Source organism: Pedobacter sp. AC379 (assembly GCF_979258145.1).
This window is the reverse complement of the sequence record NZ_OZ409839.1, coordinates 1,831,449-1,851,208: the sequence shown is the minus strand read 5'-3', so window position 1 is coordinate 1,851,208 and position 19,760 is coordinate 1,831,449. Positions and strand designations below refer to the sequence as shown.

15 protein-coding genes are annotated in these 19,760 nt (G+C 41.0%); 6 read left to right on the top strand and 9 right to left on the bottom strand.

Annotated elements, in window-relative coordinates; genetic code table 11:
• The first annotated feature begins 119 nt into the window (after positions 1-119).
• From ACZZZW_RS08180 to ACZZZW_RS08165, 4 genes are all read left to right on the top strand, one after another.
• Positions 120-575 carry a hypothetical protein gene (locus ACZZZW_RS08180; RefSeq protein WP_463492871.1) on the top strand — a complete coding sequence of 152 codons (456 nt, stop codon included), beginning with the start codon at positions 120-122 and terminating at the stop codon, positions 573-575.
• A 175-nt stretch (positions 576-750) separates the two neighbouring features.
• Positions 751-1,293, top strand: coding sequence for an RNA polymerase sigma factor (locus ACZZZW_RS08175; RefSeq protein WP_082458808.1), 543 nt, complete (start codon positions 751-753; stop codon positions 1,291-1,293).
• Positions 1,286-1,546: a hypothetical protein gene (locus tag ACZZZW_RS08170; protein ID WP_463492870.1), complete on the top strand. Its 261-nt coding sequence runs from the start codon at positions 1,286-1,288 to the stop codon at positions 1,544-1,546. Before ACZZZW_RS08175 ends, ACZZZW_RS08170 begins: the two co-directional genes overlap by 8 nt.
• A gap of 2 nt (positions 1,547-1,548) precedes the next feature.
• A complete protein-coding gene (locus ACZZZW_RS08165) occupies positions 1,549-2,235 on the top strand; it encodes an ATP-dependent Clp protease proteolytic subunit (RefSeq protein ID WP_055911172.1) in 687 nt (228 codons plus the stop codon).
• A 91-nt stretch (positions 2,236-2,326) separates the two neighbouring features.
• On the opposite strand, the gene ACZZZW_RS08160 is transcribed toward ACZZZW_RS08165, so the two are convergent.
• The 6 genes from ACZZZW_RS08160 to ACZZZW_RS08135 all read right to left on the bottom strand — a co-directional run bounded on the left by ACZZZW_RS08160 (position 2,327) and on the right by ACZZZW_RS08135 (position 11,772).
• Positions 2,327-3,967 carry a DUF5689 domain-containing protein gene (locus ACZZZW_RS08160; RefSeq protein WP_463492869.1) on the bottom strand — a complete coding sequence of 547 codons (1,641 nt, stop codon included), beginning with the start codon at positions 3,965-3,967 and terminating at the stop codon, positions 2,327-2,329.
• 24 nt (positions 3,968-3,991) lie between these two features.
• Positions 3,992-5,557, bottom strand: coding sequence for a SusD/RagB family nutrient-binding outer membrane lipoprotein (locus ACZZZW_RS08155; RefSeq protein WP_055911174.1), 1,566 nt, complete (start codon positions 5,555-5,557; stop codon positions 3,992-3,994).
• 11 nt (positions 5,558-5,568) lie between these two features.
• The gene (locus tag ACZZZW_RS08150; RefSeq protein WP_463492868.1) at positions 5,569-9,066 is read right to left on the bottom strand and encodes a SusC/RagA family TonB-linked outer membrane protein; all 3,498 of its coding nucleotides are present in this window, start codon (positions 9,064-9,066) and stop codon (positions 5,569-5,571) included.
• Positions 9,067-9,185: 119 nt separating this feature from the next.
• The gene (locus tag ACZZZW_RS08145; RefSeq protein ID WP_463492867.1) at positions 9,186-10,190 is read right to left on the bottom strand and encodes a FecR family protein; all 1,005 of its coding nucleotides are present in this window, start codon (positions 10,188-10,190) and stop codon (positions 9,186-9,188) included.
• 119 nt (positions 10,191-10,309) lie between these two features.
• Positions 10,310-10,876, bottom strand: coding sequence for an RNA polymerase sigma factor (locus tag ACZZZW_RS08140; RefSeq protein ID WP_055911177.1), 567 nt, complete (start codon positions 10,874-10,876; stop codon positions 10,310-10,312).
• A 113-nt stretch (positions 10,877-10,989) separates the two neighbouring features.
• The gene (locus ACZZZW_RS08135; protein WP_055911178.1) at positions 10,990-11,772 is read right to left on the bottom strand and encodes a hypothetical protein; all 783 of its coding nucleotides are present in this window, start codon (positions 11,770-11,772) and stop codon (positions 10,990-10,992) included.
• A gap of 227 nt (positions 11,773-11,999) precedes the next feature.
• Here ACZZZW_RS08135 and ACZZZW_RS08130 point away from each other — a divergent pair, with 227 nt between their 5' ends.
• Positions 12,000-14,360 (top strand): mechanosensitive ion channel family protein, encoded by a 2,361-nt coding sequence (locus ACZZZW_RS08130; protein WP_463492866.1) that lies wholly within the window; start codon positions 12,000-12,002, stop codon positions 14,358-14,360.
• Positions 14,361-14,648: 288 nt separating this feature from the next.
• Positions 14,649-15,464, top strand: coding sequence for an MOSC domain-containing protein (locus tag ACZZZW_RS08125; RefSeq protein WP_463492865.1), 816 nt, complete (start codon positions 14,649-14,651; stop codon positions 15,462-15,464).
• A 163-nt stretch (positions 15,465-15,627) separates the two neighbouring features.
• Here the strand turns inward: ACZZZW_RS08125 and ACZZZW_RS08120 are convergent, their stop codons facing one another.
• The 3 genes from ACZZZW_RS08120 to ACZZZW_RS08110 are packed head-to-tail and all read right to left on the bottom strand — an operon-like array spanning position 15,628 to position 19,668.
• The gene (locus tag ACZZZW_RS08120; RefSeq protein WP_463492864.1) at positions 15,628-17,481 is read right to left on the bottom strand and encodes a glycoside hydrolase family 2 protein; all 1,854 of its coding nucleotides are present in this window, start codon (positions 17,479-17,481) and stop codon (positions 15,628-15,630) included.
• Positions 17,482-17,531: 50 nt separating this feature from the next.
• Complete coding sequence (locus ACZZZW_RS08115; RefSeq protein WP_463492863.1) at positions 17,532-18,611, bottom strand: glycoside hydrolase 5 family protein; 1,080 nt, start codon at positions 18,609-18,611, stop codon at positions 17,532-17,534.
• Positions 18,612-18,633: 22 nt separating this feature from the next.
• Positions 18,634-19,668: a glycoside hydrolase family 43 protein gene (locus tag ACZZZW_RS08110; protein WP_463492862.1), complete on the bottom strand. Its 1,035-nt coding sequence runs from the start codon at positions 19,666-19,668 to the stop codon at positions 18,634-18,636.
• Positions 19,669-19,760: the final 92 nt, after the last annotated feature.

Genomic DNA, 19,760 nt, shown 5'->3' with positions numbered 1-19,760 from the left:
GCATTAAGTTAGTTTAGTTAGTTAAAAGGTGTTTCCGGTAAAATGGAAGCGCCTTTTTTTTAACAACCCATTTGTTTAATCATCTCCATTTATTAACTTTAACTCTCTAACTATCAACTATGAAACGTATAGTATTTCTTTTATTTGTGGTAATCAGTATATCGGGCTGCAAAAAGGACGCAGATAACAGCACTAGTGAAACTTTGAGCGGAAAATGGACGACCGGCGGATATGATCTTCAACTGTACAATTCATCGGGCGTTGAAGTTAGCCATCTTATTGCAGATGCAATAAAAACGTACTGGACATTTGACAACAAACAGGTGAAAATTTCAACTGATATCAACATGAATGTAATTGTTTCGGACTATACCCTTAAACGGAATGCGGATACAAGGATACTCTCATTCAGCAACCCCGACGTAGCCGTTAAACAAGCCGACTGGAGAATAGAGGAACAGACTGATAAACACATGCGGATTACCTCAAGGATTACTGATAAAAATCTGTTGGCTTATGGGGATAACAAAACTGCCGCTTACGGTATTTTAAGTATTTATTTGAGTAAAGAGTAAGATTTGGATTTAAAAGCCCTCTTGCGTTTCCTTTTCCGGCGTTAGTGTAGTTGTTCTATTACCCACTAGCTGACTTCGTTTGATGCCTGTCCTACTTTGCCTCCGAATTATAGTTAAAAAAAATTGATTTCGCGGGTGATATTTGGTGAATATTCTACACCTAGTAATAAACAGCATGATGGCAGAGAGCAACAAGACATTTTTAACGGTTGAAATGCGTGAAGCATTTTTTATCGCGCTTTACAAGAAGGCATTTTCGTCTGTAGCCCGTTACGTGGCGAAAATGGGCGGTACCCTAGATGAAGCGCAGGACATTTTCCAGGATACATTGGTCATTTATTATGAAAAAATCATATCTGCAAACGCCGAAACCATTGTGAATGAGCAAGCGTATTTGTTGGGGATTGCCAAAAAACTCTGGCTGCAACATTATAAAAAATCGATGCTAAGCCAACCCTTAAACGATTTTGATATACAGGCCGACACTGATGTACAGCATGCGAGCCATAAAATACTGCATTATTTGGAAACTGCGGGGAGACGTTGTATGGATTTACTACAGGCTTTCTATTTCGATAATTTACCAGTAGCCAAACTTGCTGGCCGATTTGGCTACTCGGGTGTGCATTCGGCAACAGTGGCAAAATACAAATGTCTGGAGAAAGTTAGGGAAAGTGTTAAACAAAACTTATTAAACTATGCGGACTTCATTGAATAATATCAAAAAAATAGATGATTATCTTTCAGGTTGCATGGCTCCTGAAGAAACTTTTTTGTTTCAAGCGGATATGTTATTAAATACAAGCTTGGCAAAAGATGTAGCCCAACAGGATTATACTTATGGACTGATTAAACAGTATAGCCGTAAAAAAATCAAGGCTGAAATTATTGCCGCGCAAGAAAAATTAAACGCGGAACCAGAATATCAGGACCTTATACGGCGCATTGCCAATCTATTTAAAAAGCTTTAATCATGAATATCAACCGCAACGAATTTAGAAAATACGCAGTTAAACATCAGCGTATAGGCAGTCAATACGTGGATAGGTACCTCAACCGACCGATAAACCTACCCAAAAACATGACGCCCTATATCACTGAAGAACGGCAGTTGAACGTGGCACAAATGGATGTTTTTTCGCGACTTATGATGGACCGGATTATATTTCTTGGTGAGCCTGTCGCAGATCGGATGGCCAACATCATACAGGCACAATTACTTTTTCTGCAATCAGTGGATGCTAAAAAAGACATTCAACTTTATATCAACTCGCCTGGAGGCGATGTATATTCGGGCATGGGCATTTATGACACCATGCAATTGATTACACCCGATGTGGGCACCATTTGTATTGGTATGGCTTTTTCTATGAGTGCGGTATTGCTTTGTGCAGGGAAGGCGGGAAAACGTGCTGCATTACAACATTCCCGTGTAATGATCCATCAACCTTCGGGCGGGGTGCAGGGTGTTTCGGCAGATATTGAGATTACTGCAAAGCAGGTAGTGAAGGTAAGGCAGGATCTTTATTCCATTATCGCGAAACACAGCGGCCAGAGTTATGATTGGGTACATCGCGCATCAGACAGGGACTATTGGATGAACGGGGCCGAAGCAAAAGAACATGGGATTATAGACGAAGTACTGGGCGATACTGATTAAATGCCATTGATAACAGATTTAAATAAAAAACCCAGAACAAAGCAAAAACTTTGTTTTGGGTTTAACCTGATTAAAGGTTCTTTTGATGATCCTACTTTAATCTTGTTGAGGGAATGGTATCGGTACGGACATATTCTCCTGTTACGCCATTCAAAATTTTAATTAAAGAGGTACCTTCAATATCTTCTATGGTTGATGAGGTGTTTAAATCAATATTCGACTGGCTCCTTGCTTTCATCCACTTTCCTAAAGCAGGATTGTATACTCCGCCTAGCTTGTTCCAGAAACCTTGATCGGCAGGTAACTGGTAATTAAAGCTCAGGGTATTTTCTCCGCTTCGGTAATAGGGCTGCGGTGCAAGCGTGATCGGATTGATCTTATCATAAAAATCGGTATTGGCAATCTTATAGCCAACTGAGGGGGCATTGTACAAACTTCCGCCACTGCCGATAAAAATTACATCAATTGGTGCACTGTTTACATCAATCGTTGTGCCCTCGAAAATGGCAAAACCTGAAGCATTGCCACTATTGGCAAATAATCCTGTTGTGTACAAACCAAAACCATCTCCGTTTCCTGCCGGGGCACCTGCAGGAATCGCAACGGTATAATCCTTTGATCTGATCCATTTTGATGAGGCTATGGATTTGGATTTTGAACCATTAATCATTTTAGCGGAACCTCCCACATAAAAGAACTCACCTTTAAAAACCTTGCCTGAGGTTAAATTGAATTTGTAAGTTCTTGCTACCAGTCCGGCCGGAGTAATTAATGCATCGGCACCTGTTGCCCAACCTTTGATGGGAAAAACCCCTGTTGGCGTAGAGGCACCCGCATTATTGGTTACCACGACAGAAAATGGGGTTACGGCAAAATCGATATCCCTGGTGGCCATAAACTGCATGTATTCATAGTTTCCATCGCCTCCTTCTGCATCGGCCATATAACCAGTAATGATAGCCGAGGCAATATCAGGTACAGAACTTAAAGCTACTGCATCTTTAATGGTACGCATTCTCTGGTGCGGTTTCAACTGTCCATTTGTACCTACCGTGTTAAAGATAATACCGTAATAATTGCCATTAAAGTTAAGCCCTCCGTTGGATGCGAAAGTTGCATTTTTCTCGGTATGCAAGGTAAAATTATCGAAACCATCGTTTATTATTTTATCGCCGCCATAGGTCGCATCTGAACTAAGTGCGGGCTCAAAGCCTGCTTTTACAATGGCTACCAAGGTGCTTTCATAATCATTTGGCTTGGCTAAAATAAAACTGCTTCCTACGCGGTTAGGCGGAATAGCCACTTTAGATGCAAGTTTGGTAACTGCACTCGGCGAAACGCCTGTAATTTGCAAAATCCCATCTACTCTTTTCAACACCGCTCCGGCTACTTTTATGCCTACTGAATCTCCCGGCACATATTTGGCGGCTTCTGGTCCGATTGGAATAGAGATACCTCGGATTAAACCCAAACGGCGTCTATCCTGAATGATAAGCAAACCTGCGGGCAGGTTATTACCAGAATGATCTGAAATTACCACTCCGGTTATGCTGCCTGAGCCGAACATATTCTCATCAGTAAGGGTAACATCGGTACCTTTATATAAATTTCTTAAATCATATAAAGGCACATAATCGCCTATTACTCCGCCCGAATAATTCGATTTTTTACACCCGATCCACACCAGAGACATGCAAAGGAAAATTATGCTATAATATATTATCTTTTTCATTTTTATAATTTTAATGGTGAACATTTAGGGTTTTTGCCACCATACGTTTGTATTGATTGCATCTGGTCCCTGTGCTGCCACAGCGAGCTGATAACTTGTTGGGTTTGCAGATTGTACATATACCGGGTAGGTCATACGTGCCGGCATTACGCCACCATTTCTTAAACCGGCACCTTTTGGCAAAACAGGATGACCGGTGCGGCGGTACTCGAACCATTGCTGCATATCGACAAGGAATAACGAAAAATACTTCTGCAGGTGGATTTGTTCCATTTTACCTTCAGTAGATTGTGTATTATCCCAATCTATATCGGCTGCTGTAACATAATTGGTAAAAGCTGCGGCTGTTGTTGTGGTTGAAAATGCGGGAACCCAGTAATTAATGGCATTGGCAATCCCTGCATTGTAATAACTCGCTGCTGATCCATTAATCCAGCCTTTTACCGCAGCTTCGGCCAAAATAAACTGCAATTCTGCATAGTTCATCAAGATACCTGTTTTGGCCGATTGTTGCAGGGATTTGGCTCCGTAAGTACTGCTTCCCAACGCTTGATCGTAAGAATAAAAATAAGCTTGTTTTACCACGCCGGCACCTATTGCATAACCACTTGGCACGCCGGAATAACCTTGCGATCCCTGGGCAATGCCCAGCCTGTTTACCCCTCCATCGCCATTGGGCGCATTGGCATCGATTCTGGGATCGGCCCAATCTCTTAAATGTTCGATAAAAAAGCTCCCGATGGCCGGTGCCCTGAAATCCTGCACCCTTACGCCATTTACATATGGGTTAACAAAAGGATCAGTTCCGGTTAAACCTGTCCACTTTAAAGTAGCCGACTCACTGTTATTTTTCATGGTAGGATAACCGGTAGGATTGGTATCTACAATTTCTTTGATCTTTGCGATAACCTGGGCAGAGATATCAGATTTGCCCGACACCCTTAACAATAACCTAAGGTATAATGAATTGCAGAACTTACGCCATTTGGCGATGTCGCCTTTAAATACCGGATCGCTTGAGGGGGTAATTGCCGTGCCGGCACTAAGCAGTGTATTGGCCTCTTCGAGCTGCTTAAATATATCCAGATAAATATCTTTCTGTTTATCAAAATGTGCTTCTAAAATACCCGTGCTGCCCTGGTTGGAATTGAAATAAGGAATATCACCATAGGTATCAGATAACATGGAATAAACCCACGATTGGCAGACCAAGGAAATGCCCTGGTAAGATTTATTGGCCATGGCTGGCTGGCCTGCAAGTTTATAGATATCTTTAAAATTGGTTAGCTGTACATACCAGGCGTTCCACAGGTAATCAGAAAAGGTACTTCTGTATTCGTATCTAAAAACTGTTCCATCGCCATCACTGATACTGACGGTAACCTGCATCAGTTCGTTGTTAAAGTTGCGGTTACGGGTCATCCCTGCTGTAAGCGTATTTACCAGGGCGGGGGCCAGTAACTTATCTGGTGTTGTATTGAGGATATTGATCGGATCGATATTGATCTCTTCAAAGTTTTTATCGCATGATGAAAGCGTTGTAACTGACAGCATTAAAATGCCGATAGTTTTATATAGGTTCTTTTTCATTTTTTAAAAGATTATATGCCTATTGATAAATTGAAACCATAGGTTCTGGTTGAAGGAAATTGACCGATTTCAAACCCGGTAACAATATCAGAACCGCTGAGTGTACCAAATTCGGGATCGAACATTGGCCAGGGCGACCAGATAAACAGGTTACGGCCGTAAAGCCCGAAGGTTACCGACGATAGACCTAGTTTTTTAACAAAACGCGGATTGAACTTATAATTTAAAGCGGCTTCTCTGAATTTGATAAAATCGGTACTAAAAGTACTTCCTTCTGCATTATCAGCGCCCATATGCGAGCGGTAATACTCATCTATATCATAGGCAACAGTGGTATTTTTCACATAAGATCCATCAGCCAGCTGCACAACGCCTTCGCCAACAATGCCGTTGTACCTGCCTGGCAAGGTACTGGTAAGCTTGCCCTGTTCTACCATTTTGTAGTTCAATAAAGAATGTGCAACCGCGCCAACCTGTGCATCAAAAAGAACATTTAAACTCAGGTTTTTATAGGCAAAAGTACTGCCGATGCTAAATTTGTATTTTGCCATGGTATTGCCCAGGTAAACCACATCATTGGTAATTTTTGCAAAACCTGTTGTGGCATCGTAAACCACATTTCCCTGCGGATCGCGTACATAGCCCCTGCCGTATAAATCGCCCATACTACCGCCAACCTTGGCCACAATCTGGCCACCTGCAACGGGCCCTGTTCTTAAGATGATGGAACTATCCGTTAATGCTTTAATTACGTTTGAGTTGGATGCAAATGTTGCATTAACCGTCCATTTAAAGCCACCTTTGGTAGTAACCGGTGTTCCATTCAGTGCAATTTCGACACCTGTATTGTTTACTTGCCCTGCATTAATCAGTGCCTGGTTATAACCAGAAGAACGGTCTACTATCCGCGTTAAAATCTGGTTTTTGGTATTTCCGGCATAAACGGCAACATCAAGTCCTAATCTTCCTTTAAACAAGCTAATCTCTGTACCCACCTCATAAGTGGTTGTTTTGAGTGGTTTTAAGTTTTCGTTAGGTAAAATGGTAGGGTTTACCAATGAGCTATCGGGATAGGTACCGTTTGCAGCCAATGAATAAGTATATGCTGTGCGATAAGGAGTTGTACCACCGCTGCCCACCTGAGAAACTGAAGCCCGGAGTTTGGCAAAGCTGATTACTTTTGGAAGTTTAAAAAACTCAGACAATACGAAACTGGAACTGATTGCGGGATAGAAAAAGCCCACGTTGTCTTTTCTGGTGGCGGTTGCCAGTACGCTACTCCAATCTTTACGTCCGGTAAGTTCTACATAGAAATAATTTTTATAGTTGGTAGATAAAACCCCGTAAAAACTGTTGATGCGGTACCTACTTGTATCTGGAATGGAAATTAACGGGTATAAATTATTCTCTAGCTCGTACACATTCGGAATTGCCAAACCATCGGCCCGCAGATCGGATTTATTGTATTTATTCCTTAATTCACTTCCGCCCAATGTGGCATTGATACTGAAATTTTTACTGATCTTTTTATCATACCTTAACAGGAAATCGATATTGGTTTCTTGTGCATTGATGTGCTGTTTACGGACTGAGCCTTGTGGCAAACGGCTTCCTGCATCATATGGGCGTTCCTGCGCACGGCGTTCTTCTGAGTAATCGATGCTCGACCGCAGCAAAAGGCTTAATTCTTTATTAAACTGATAGCTGGCCTGGATATTTGCGGTTACATTGTTACGGCCTGTTTTATTGATAAATTCGTTTACCACAGCATAAGGGTTTTCGGGAAAAGAACTGAAGGGGTACTTGATGGATAAGTTTTCTTTTCCAATTGCCCAATAATTCCTGATCATATCCAGACTGGCGTTTGGCTGCCAAAAAATGAACCAATACATTAACGATTGGTTACCATAACCCGCGCCCGGCAGGTTATCGCTGTACCTGTTACCGTAATTAACCTTTGTTGTTATTTTAAGCTTCTTTGTAACATCGGTATTGGTCGATAAGGTAATTGTGGTGCGCTCTACGCCTGTTTTAGGGATGATCCAGGTATTGTTCTGATTGGTTACGGAAAAACGGGCGGTTGTATTTTTATACCTGCCATCCAAACTCAACGAGTTGGTTAAGTTTTCGCCTGTACTGAAGAAATCCCTGATCTCATTTTTGTACGGTACCCATGGTGTTCGGGTTTTACCTGCGGCTTGTGTAACCGGATCGTATTGAAAGAACATTTGTCCGTCAAAACGGGGTCCGTAAGCAGAACTGGTTCCGCTGGTACTTGCCCCATCGGCACTTGCGCCGTAAGAATAATAAGATGCACCATCTAACCCCTGCCCATACTCATATTGCAGATCTGGCCAGCGGTTAACCTCTTCGAATGATCCGTTGGAAGTGAACCTTATATTTACTTTTTTATGTTTGGCATTTCCCGATTTAGTGGTTACAATTACAGCTCCGTTTGCGCCTCGCTGCCCATACAACGCCGCTGCACCAGGACCTTTTAACACGGTTACACTTTCAATATCTTCAGGGTTGATGTCGTTGATGGTACTGCCGTAATCGGCAGGCATGTTGTCGCTTCCTGTTCCGTACACACCGTCGGATCCATTTGCGGTTCTTCTGCCGCCGCTGTTGTTAATTACTACTCCATCCAGTACAATCAGTGCTTCGTTATCGCCTGTCAGGTTATTTTCGCCGCGCAAGATAATTTTATTGGAACCTGCTGGTCCGCTGTTTGATCTCACCAGGTTAAGCCCGGCTACCTTACCCGAAAGTGCATCCGTCCAGTTGGTAGAAACCGCATCTGTTAACTGGTTGCTATCAATCTTTGTTACCGCATAACCAAGGGCTTTTTCCTGCCTTTTAATGCCCAGGGCTGTTACCACTACATCATCGAGCGAATTATCTGCTGCTGCGAGTTTAAAATTAACACTTGTTGTAGCGGCATTGCTTACTTTAACCTGTTGGCGTTTTGCAACCTGGTAAGAAATAAACCTGGCTTCAACGGTGTAAGTTCCCTGTGCAAGGTTAAAATTATACTCGCCATTGTTATTGGTTTGCCCAACAATGTTCAGCTCTACAATTTTAATGGTTGCTGCTGGAATGGGCTGGTTATTCTCATCCAAAACGGTTCCTTTTAGTCTACCTGTTGATGTGCTTTTTGCAATGATGAGGATATTGCCAGTACCATTTGCTTTATAAGTAAATGGCAGTCCTTTTAAAAGCAGATCCAGTATTTCGTTTACGGGCCTGAGTCCGCGGGATACATAAACCTTTCTTTGGTCATCAAGCTGGTTGTTATTATAGGCGATATTGTTCCCGCTGAGCTTTTCTAAAGTTTCGAAAGCTTTTTTGAGGGTTACCCCGTTGGCTTCGAATAAAATTTTCTTTTCACTTTGTGCATTTGCATCTTGCTGGAAAGCGAGAAGGGTTGTTATGATTATGGCCATTAACGCCATAACTTTTAAGGAATACTGATGGATGTTTTTCATCCACCGGTTATTAATTTTCATATCTTTACTAAGTTTTGCTTTGTCAAATGAGTTTAAACAGTTTTTAGGGCTCGGAATGTGTCCAGCATTTCGGGCCATTTTTCGTTTTTAGTAGTTTTACTTCATATCTATCTTATCGTTTATTGTTCATAAATGATTACTTTGTTTTCATAGATTTTGTATTTTGAGCCGGTCAGTTTAGCTATGGTTTCCATAATCTGTTTTGCCGAGCATTTATCAAATTTTGCAGTAAGCTTAATTTCTTTTAAGGCTTCTGTCTTGATTGAAATATCAAGGTCGTACTCGCGGCCAATTACCTCAGCAATCTCACTCAGGGGTTTGTCGTAAAAAAAGAGTTTATATTCTCTCCAACTGTCGAAGTCGATGGCGTTAACATTTTGTTTTGATGCCATTCCGGTAAATTTATTCACGGTAAGCTGCTCATTTGGTAAAAGAAAATGAGCCGGGGCTGTTGTATTTTTACGCTTCACTACTAAGCCTACCTTACCACTATGCACGGTAATGGTGATATTTTTTAATGATTGATAGGCATTAATGTTGAAGGATGTGCCTAAAACCGTGGTGCTTACTTTTCCGGTGTATACAATAAAAGGCTGCTTGCTGCGATGCTGAACATCGAAAAAAGCTTCTCCCTCAAGATAAACAATTCTTTTGCCGGTATTAAAATTTTGAGCATAGCGGATTTTACTGTCGCCGTTAAGGTAAATATTCGACCCATCGGGCATGGTTACCAGCCTTTTCTGGCCGCTTGGATTGTAGATTTCATTATAGGTAACGGCGCTTTTTGCAGGATGGAAATTATTGAAATATACGATAGGCAATAGGGCTACAATAATTATAGCGGCTGCTATTTTAAGGTAATTGAGCAGTTTGATTTTTTTGGCAAGGGGTAAATTAACCTCTTTTGTTTTTTCGATATGCTGCTGAATGGCCGACCAGCTTTTTTGCTGGTTTACAGGTTTATTTAAGTAGTAATCGGCGGTTTCGAATGCCTGTAGGGTATCTCTAAAAATTTGCTGATTTTGCAAACTGCTGTCAACCCATATTAGTAAATCCGTTAAATCTTCACTACGGATGGTTTTTTTGCTGTAATCTTCTATTAATTTATAGTAACGTTCGTTCATTTAATCGCTGTTCTACCGGTAAGACAGCATAAACGGATATTATACGTAGCGAAAAATATTAAGTTACCATTAACAAAATGTTAAGTGGCGGGATATACCTTTAGTATGGAATAGAGCGATTAAATGGTGGGCCGGTTGGTGGTATATGAACGGAAATTTCTCAGTGCCTGGTAAAGCAAGGTTTCTACCGTTCGTACTGAAATGCCTAAAAGATCGGCAATGGTATCTTTTCCAAGCAGATCTATTCGGCTCATTAAAAGTACTTCACGCTGCCTAGATGGTAAAAGATCTATCAGGGCTATAATTTCGGTATAGGATTCTCTACTGGTTAACAATTCTTGCGGATTTAAATGGCTATCGGGATACTCAAGTGTATTTTGATGATCGTTTAAGCTTAGCAAAGTTAGCTTTGCCCGCTGAATTGCATTAAAAGACAGGTTTTTGGCAGATGTAAACAGATAATTTTTAACCGACTTTACCTCGAGATGGTTCCGTTTATCCCATAATCGCATAAAAAGATCGGCGATTAATTCTTCTGCCTTATTGTAATCTTTAACATAAATGGAACTAAACTTACATAAGGGAGCATAATATCGGTGAAAAAGTATTTCGAGTGCAAGGCGGTCTTCATTCATTAATAAAGACATTAAATCTTCATCACTTTTGCTTAAATATACATCCCTCATCTTGCAGGCAAAATTAGTCTGCCTTCGTTAGCTTAATATTAACGCAGTTTTGCCTTTAAGTTAGCTATGTATTAATTTGATTATAAAAGGGTGCAGTTTGAGCGTATTGACTGCTACTCCGTAAAAACCGTCATTGGGTCTATTTCTTTAAACAGGTAGGGTTTGTGTTTGCGCATTGTGCCATAACTCAATTCAGAGGGCATATTTTCTTTCATCGTATTGATATCTTCAGTGGTTATCTTCCTGTTTAGTATATCATATTCTACTCTTGTTTGTTGGCCGGCACCTACATTATAGGTTTCCATATAGGTAAATACCAGCTCATTATCAATAAAGCGGTACCTGGTTTCTCGGTTGCCTACGGGGCCACTACCAAAGGTTGAAATGATTAAATTTCTTTGTTCATCTATTTTGATGTCTTCACTATCATATTGCTGATAATCGCCGTTGATGTATTCGGCACCAATGGCCTGCCAGGAAGCAGCATATAAACGGTAACCGCCCGCGGGCTGCTTAAACAAAACTAGGGTAGGACGCAAATCGGTACTGTCTGTTTTGTTTTGAAGCACCAAAACCACATCTTCCAGGTTATCGTTATCGAGTAGCCCTTTCGCATCCATCGCAATTTGGTACGGTTCGGTTACAAAATCTTCAACAGTGTTTCCCTGCTGTGGAAATTCGACATCTGCTATTGGTTTTGCATCGCTATTTTTTGCCTGAAGAATTACTTTTTGAGTATCGGCAGCAGCCTGTACGGCACTATCGGGATTACTGGTTGCTGCTGCCAGCTGTGGTTTCATGCCCGCACCAAACCAATGTAATTTATAAACAAACACCACTGCAAGTAAAAATATAACGGCTATAAAGGCAACGATAATTTTTGTCTGTTTTTTCATGAGCGATCTTCTAATTTTGAATGGCAATAAGGATTAAACCACCAAAGGCGATAAATGTTGATTAAAATTATACGATTTCTGTTCAAATGAACATTAGTTTGTTAAATACTTTATCAATTATTCAATTCGTTGTTATAGCCAGTGGCATTATCTATAAAATCAATTCAAATCGTTATTTTTGACCCTACATTCCTGCAAAAAAAGATATTCAATACTTTTAAAACCCAATGATAACAAGAAATTCTTTCTCCATAGCTATCCGAAACTTTTTGCCTATACTTTTCATCTTATTTTTTACGGGCGAAACATTTGCACAAAAAGGTAAACCTGTAGATAAGAGTCAGGATGTATCTCTCCTTTCAGATTCTGCTACTCTTACCAAAGGCGATTACCTTGCCCATTTGGAAAAAGTTTTCGAGGTGGTAAATAAAGTACCTGTAACGGTTTCTTCCTTTAAAAAATTAAGACCAATAGAAGCGCATTTAACGCAGGATGAAGCTGCACTTGCCTTGCTGAAAAGCAGACTGACGCAAAGCGATCGCACAATGAACCTGCAGAATTTGCAGATGGACGAAACCTTGCTAAAAGAGCTGAGAAGCAATAATAAAGACTGCTTGGCAGACCTTGATGAATATGAAAAGGAATTGCGGGCACTTAAAACTGAAATTCTTAACCTGCGAAAGGATACTGTACTGATTAAAGTATTTACGCAACCTGCCATGCGCATCATGTTTAAAGATCAGTTTGCGGAGCTAAAGAAGAAACGTGTTGTGATGGACAGTTTACTTAAAACCACCACCTTAACAATAAATAATTTACAGGCCAGAACATCTTCGAACCTGATTAACATTAAGGAGTTGATGTACCTTACCGATAACCAGCTTGATGCTGTGAGTATAAAAGCTTTTGGCAAAGAACGACGTTACCTTTGGGAATCGGTAAACCGACCGGCCAATAAAAGCATGGGTTTCCGGAGGTTTATTAAGGGTGAACAGGAAATTTCGGGTTATTATTTTGTATACACCAGGAGCAGTAGAGCGTTGCTGCTATTTACCTGCGCGGTATTTTTCTTTTGGGTATTTTTTAATTTCAGAAGCGTAAAACAGCGCGGCCGTTTAGAAACCCTTGATGGTTTTTCGTTAATCAGTCCGCAGCCCTACCTCATTACCTTTATTATGCTTTTTGCACTGGCCCCCATTTTCGATCTGCGGGCCCCTGCGCTTTACATAGAAGCGGTACAGGTGATATTGGCCATATTGCTCACGGTATTTTTCCGTAAAAAATTAGACGCAAAGCTATTTTATTATTGGTGCATATTTGTGGTATTGCTCCTTGCCCCGGTTTTTCTGCGCTTACTGGGTATGCCACCGAGATACCAACGCTGGTTATTGCTTTTTTTAACCATTAGTTCGGTTATTTATGGCTTAAACGTGTGGAAAATGCTTGATGAGAAAACCAAAAGGTATAAAATGATTCTGACCACTGGCTTTATTTATACCGCTTTTGCCATAATCGCTATCTTTTGTAACCTTTTCGGCCGTTTTACACTTACACAAATTTTCTATTCTACCGGCGTAAGCTCGCTGTTGAATGCCATTTCACTCACCATACTGGCGAAAGTATTGGTAGAGGCTTTCTTACTGCAAATGAAGAGCAGCAGGATTAGAAAAGGGTTTCCGGAACACTTCGACTGGCAGCCTGTAATTAACGGGCTTAAAAGACTAACAGGAATTGGTGCCACCATAATCTGGTTTGTAATTTTTACTACCAACCTTAATATTTTTAACGGACTTTACGAATCGGTAATGGAAATCCTGACGGAGAAAAGAGTCATCGGAAGTTTCTCTTTTACCTTCGGCGGCATTGTTCTTTTTCTGGGCATTATCTGGATTGCCAACTTCTTGCAAAAATATATTGCCTACTTTTTCGGTGATACCGGAGATGATAGTTTTGATGACAATAAAGGTGAACGTTCAAAACTATTGGTTACGCGTTTGGTATTGCTGATTGGCGGATTTATGATTGCGGTTGCTGCATCGGGCTTACCGATTGATAAAATAACGGTTATTCTTGGTGCACTGGGTGTGGGAATTGGATTAGGCTTGCAAAACATTGTGAGCAATTTCGTTTCGGGCATTATCCTCATTTTTGATAAGACGATACGTATCGGCGATATTGTTGAATTGGGCAATAAAAAAGGTAGGGTAAAAGAAATCGGTGTACGCGCAAGTACACTCCTGAGCGATGAAGGTGCAGAAATTATTATCCCCAACGGCTCTATATTATCGAATAACATCATCAACTGGACGCTGAGCAACAACCAGATGCGTGTAGATATTTCACTTTTAATTGCTAAACCTTTTAACTCTACAGAAGTTGTTGGTTTAATTAGGGAGATCATTACTGCAAACAATAATGTGTTTATAAGCAAAGAACCAATTATTATGATCAGTCCGGTAAGTAAGCTGAATAGCACCATTAATATTTATTTTTGGTGTAAGGATATTTCGAAAGCTGATTTAACCCGAAGTATGGTAAATGAACAGATTTTTGAAGCGTTTGAACAGAAGGGTATAGAAATTTTGTAAAGCCGTTAGTCGGCACTACTATGTGAGCGTAACGTTCTAAACGATTTACGATTAAGCGCTCTTTTGAAACGAGCATTAGCATGAAAGATAGATCGATTACCATGGGATTTTTCGGCTACGGTGCACGCTGCCCGAAATAACGAAGCCTACGGTCTTGTTTCTTAGACGGGCGCATAAATAGCTTAACGATTGTATCGTTGTACAAAAAATTACGCTTAAACTTTTTTTTAAAAATGTTAGCACAAACATTTGACAGATAATTCGGCATGTGTTTTTTATATTTAAAGCATGAATCATTTTGTGCTTTCCGAAATCAACATTTATCCCATTAAATCACTGGGAGGCATAAGCCTAAAAAAAGCACAGCTGGAAGACAAAGGCCTGCAATACGACAGAAGGTGGATGCTGGTCGATGAAGAAGGCATGTTTATTACCCAACGCAAGCATTTTGAACTGGCTCTGCTAAAAGTAAACATCACTGATGACAGGTTGATTGTATCGCATAAAACTTTAAATGAAAAAGAAATTTCTTTTGCCTTGGATGAAGATACGGGTGAACAGAATTCGGTGGTTATCTGGGATGATGCCTCAACAGGGCTCGAAGTAAGCAAGGCTGTAAGCAAATGGTTTTCTGATTTCTTGAAATTCGAAGTGAAGCTGGTCAAAATGCCCCAGGGAGCAAAGCGACTGGTAGACCCGAAATATGCTTCTGATAACCAGGTGGTAAGCTTTGCAGATGGGTATCCATGCCTGCTTATCGGGCAATCATCGCTCGATGGCTTGAATGAAAAACTTGATGATCCTATTCGTATGGACCGTTTCCGTCCAAATTTAGTATTTACCGGTGGAGGCCCGCACATTGAAGATACTTTTAAAACATTTTATATTGGAGATACTTTATTTTCTGCAGTAAAACCATGCGCAAGGTGCGTGCTTATTACTATCGATCAGCAAACGGGAGAGAAAGGGCAGGAACCACTTAGAACATTGGCGGGTTACCGCACCATAAATAAAAAGATAATGTTCGGGCAGAACCTGTTGCACCAAAACCCGGGTATTATCTCCATTGGAGATGAATTAAAGGTAATTGATTGGAAAGATTAACTTCCATTTGCTAAAATACAAAAGGAAAGTTATAGACAATAGTGCTCAAATATTTTCAATTACACTCCATATTGGTAAAACACTATTTAGTTGTTAAACCATTTCGATAAAAAAAGCTGGATGGTTTGCACCAGTCCAGCTTTTTTTAAAATTTGATGAGAAATTATTTTTTCACAGGTACGCTGATCTGATACAGTTTATCGTGCAAAGCTTTCATTTGTGTTTCTGAAAATTTGATGTCTTTCCTGTCATAAGTCATCAAGCCATTTGTTTCTACTTCCACATCGGTAGTTTGAGTATAAACACCTGCCGAAAGCCCCAATGGAATTAATTGTTCCAAACGTTTGGTAAACTCCGCATATTTATTAAAAAGATCGGTTTTGTTTTTAAAGCTCTGGTAACCCCAGTTGTTTTTTTGTTGCCACACATGGCCATCAATTGGTAGGCCCAGGCCTCCAAATTCACCCAGTACAAGTGCGTAATCTTTTCCGAAATAATCTGGACTAGGCATTGCCGGATGTGGATAGTTGTGTAAATCGATGATATCGCCTACCGGATGGAAGTTACCTCCACTGGCTGTATTTACCAACCTTGAAGGATCTTTCTCTTTTGTCCATTTTGCAATTTCTACCGTTTTGAACTGACCCCATGCTTCGTTAAAAGGAGTCCAAACTACAATAGAAGGTACATTGTAAAGGGCATCAATAATGGCATTCCATTCTTTTTTATAATACCCCTCAGAGGCTGCGCTTCTATTCTGGTCCGATCCGTGGTCTAAAACACCAGGGCGGTTTTCCCAACCGTTACCTAGGTCGCCACTCGGCATATCCTGCCAAACCAGCATCCCTGCTTTATCGCAATAGTAATACCAACGTGCAGGCTCTACCTTAATGTGCTTTCTGATCATGTTGAAGCCCATTTCTTTGGTTTTATCCACATCAAATTTCAATGCAGCATCTGTTGGTGCGGTATAAAGCCCATCGGGCCACCATCCCTGATCCAAAGGGCCGTATTGAAAAACAAATTCATTGTTTAACAACATCCGCTGAATGCCTTTTTCATCTTTACCCATCGAGGTTTTGCGCATGGCGAAGTAACTTTTAACTTCATCCACTTTTTTATTCTTAGCAATCAGCTCAACCTTAAGGTCGTATAAGAATGGGCTTTTCGGGTTCCAAAGTTTAGGATTGGCAATTTTTAAACTTATTGCATCTGTTCCATTACCGGTTTGCTCTGCAACTTTTGTAGTCCCATCCCAGGCAGAAACTTTAACCTGATCACCTGTAACTGCGCCACTTAAAACAGGCGTTACGGCTACCGACTGCTGATCAATATCGGGTGTAATTTTAATGTGATCGATGTGCGCTTTATTTACGGCCTCAATCCACACGGTTTGCCAAATGCCTGTAACAGGCGTGTACCAGATCCCTTCGGGCTTTTTAACCTGTTTACCTCTTGGCTGAGGGCCATCATCTGTAGGGTCCCAAACTTCGACAGTAAGCGTTTGATTGCCGCTTTTATTTAAAAACGGCGTAATATTGAAACTAAAAGGATCAAAACCACCCTCGTGTTTACCCACTTCTTTACCATTTATGGTTACCATACTTCTCCAGTCTACCGCACCAAAATGAAGCAAAATTTCCTTGCCTTTCATATTAGATGGTACGGTAAAGCTGGTTTTATACCAAAGCAAACTGTCTTTACCTACTGTTTTACCAACACCCGAGAGTGAAGATTCTACGGCAAAGGGAACCAAAATTTTGCCCTGGTTGATGGCTGGTTTCTGTGATTTTTCAGAAATGGCATAATCCCAGAGTCCGTTTAGGTTTTTCCAGTTGCCAGTGCGCTCGAGCTGAGGGCGCGGATACTCGGGAAGAACATTTTTCGGATTTACATCCTGCGCCCATGGTGAAGAGATTTTGCCTTTGACCATAGACCATGATTTATCTTGTTGCTGAGCGGAAAGTGTAAGCGAAAGCCCTAGCAGCGAGAAAAGGATGGATACTTTTTTATTCATTGGTTTAAATTTGTGTGTAAAGGCCGGCTTACGCCGACCTGGAATCGGGTTTATTTGTTGTTGAGTTTTTTAATCAGGTTAACTTCATCCTGGCGGTATGGTGTTCCATCTGGCTGGAAGATTTCATGAAACCATTCAATTGGTTCAGAACCATCGGCCAATGGCGTATCCCAGGCATATTTGGTATTGGTTTTACCGGCAGCAAAGCCCCAGTTAATGGCTCCAACATTTTCATTTTTAAGCATTGGCAAAATGTTGGCAAAGCGGCTATTGCGTGAGCGCGCCATGTATTCGGTGCAGATTAATGGCCTTCCACTGGCTTTTAACAAATCTATCGTACGCTGGTGCCAATCTGGCGCTTCATAGTTGTGGTAGGTAACAATATCAGAGTTGGCCAACTGTATTTCATTAAGCTTTTCGAAACCCCAGCTCCACAAGCCGATAGTAATTGGCTGATCGGGATTTACGGAACGTGCCCAGCTGATGGTTTTAGTTAACAAAGGAATGGTTGCATCGAGTTTGCCATTATTGCCCGGCTCATTGTACAAATCCCAAAGCAGGATTCTTTTATCATGTGCAAAATGGCCAAGCACATCTTTTACATATTTTTCGAGTTCAGGAAAGTTGGCTTCTTCTTTAAAAGCAGGGTCGCCCGGATCTTGCAACCAACCCGAATTGTGGATACCTGTTTTGGGCTCTGGCTGTTTGCCGATAGCCGAAGTTTTGTTCCAGCAATCATCAAAGAAAACAAACATTGGTTTAATGCCGTGTTTTTGGGTAATGGTTAAAAACTGGTCCATTCGTTTTTTAAAACCTTCAGGGTCCTGGCTCCAGGCTTTACTGAACAAAAATACACGCAGCGTATTAAAACCAATCCCTTCTGCCCATCCGAGCTCTTTATCTATTAAATCGGGAGAGAAGGTATCGGCCTGCCACATTTCCAATTGATTAATGGCATTAGATGGGATATAGTTTGCTCCGGTTAGCCATTTGTTTTCCTTATACCAAGCATTGGCCTTTTCTACCGGCCATACTTTTGCGGGCACTGTGTTTTTTTTGGCTTTTTGTGCAAATCCTGTACTTACGCTCAAACTCAGCGCAGCCAGGAGAACATAATTTTTTAAACTCATATCGGTTTATCTGGTTTAGTTTTTATTTTGTTTTTGATGGTGCGGCTAAGCGTTCACCAGGTTTTACGGGTGTACCAAAATCGGGTGTTCCATCGGCATTCCAGCTAAATTTTTGTGCCCTTGGCGAACGGAAGCCACCGCAGCCTTGCCCTGGTTTATCATTGGCATGGTATAAAATCCAATCTTCTTTACCATCGGGTGATTTAAAAAATGAATTATGACCCGGAGCGTAAACTCCATCCTTTGGCGATTGTTGAAAAACAGGCTTTTCGGATTTTGTCCATGATTTTGGATCAAGCAAATTACTTTTTACCGATGCTGATAGCATGCCAAGCGCATAAAAATCCGTCCAGCAGCCGCTGGCAGAATAAACGATGAATATTTTGTCGCCATGTACCAGAAACTGCGGCCCTTCATTTACATCTACGTGTGCACCACCACCTAAATCACCAATTTTTTCCCAATCGAATTTTGGTGTTGAGATTTTAAAGCGTTCGCCATCTACCGTCCATGGGTTTTTAAGTTTAGCAATATAAATTTCCTGTTTTCCGTTCCGGTCTCCTTCCCAACCCGACCAAATCATGTACAACTGACCTTTAAAATCGATTACATCTCCATCAATGGCCCATTTATCTGTAGGGTCAGCTATTTTTCCTTTAAATACCCATTCTCCCTTCATAGGATCCGCAGCTGCATTTTCTAAAACATACATGCGGTGGTTATCATTATTGCCATCATCGGCAGCAAAATAAGCATACCACTTGCCTCTTAAAAACATTACTTCCGGAGCCCAGATTTCTTTGCTGTACGCTGTACCGGCCGGGGCTTTCCAAATGGTTTTACGTTCGGCTGTTTTCAATCCTTCCAAACTTTTAGCCTTCCAAAGGTCTACCCTGTTGCCCAATGAATTTGTATAGTAATAATAGCCATCTTTATAATAACTATAAGGATCGGCACCTGATGGAAGCAACGGATTTGTGAAGGTTTGCGCCATTGATCTGCCTGCAAAAAACAGGCTCAGCATTACAAAAAAGCACTTAAGGTATAGTTTTTTCATTGATTGTGTTTTACTGCCATTTTTCGCTGGGCTTTTTTCTTTCTGTAATCTTTAAAATAAGCGATTTCTTTTCGTAAACCGATTTAGTTTTG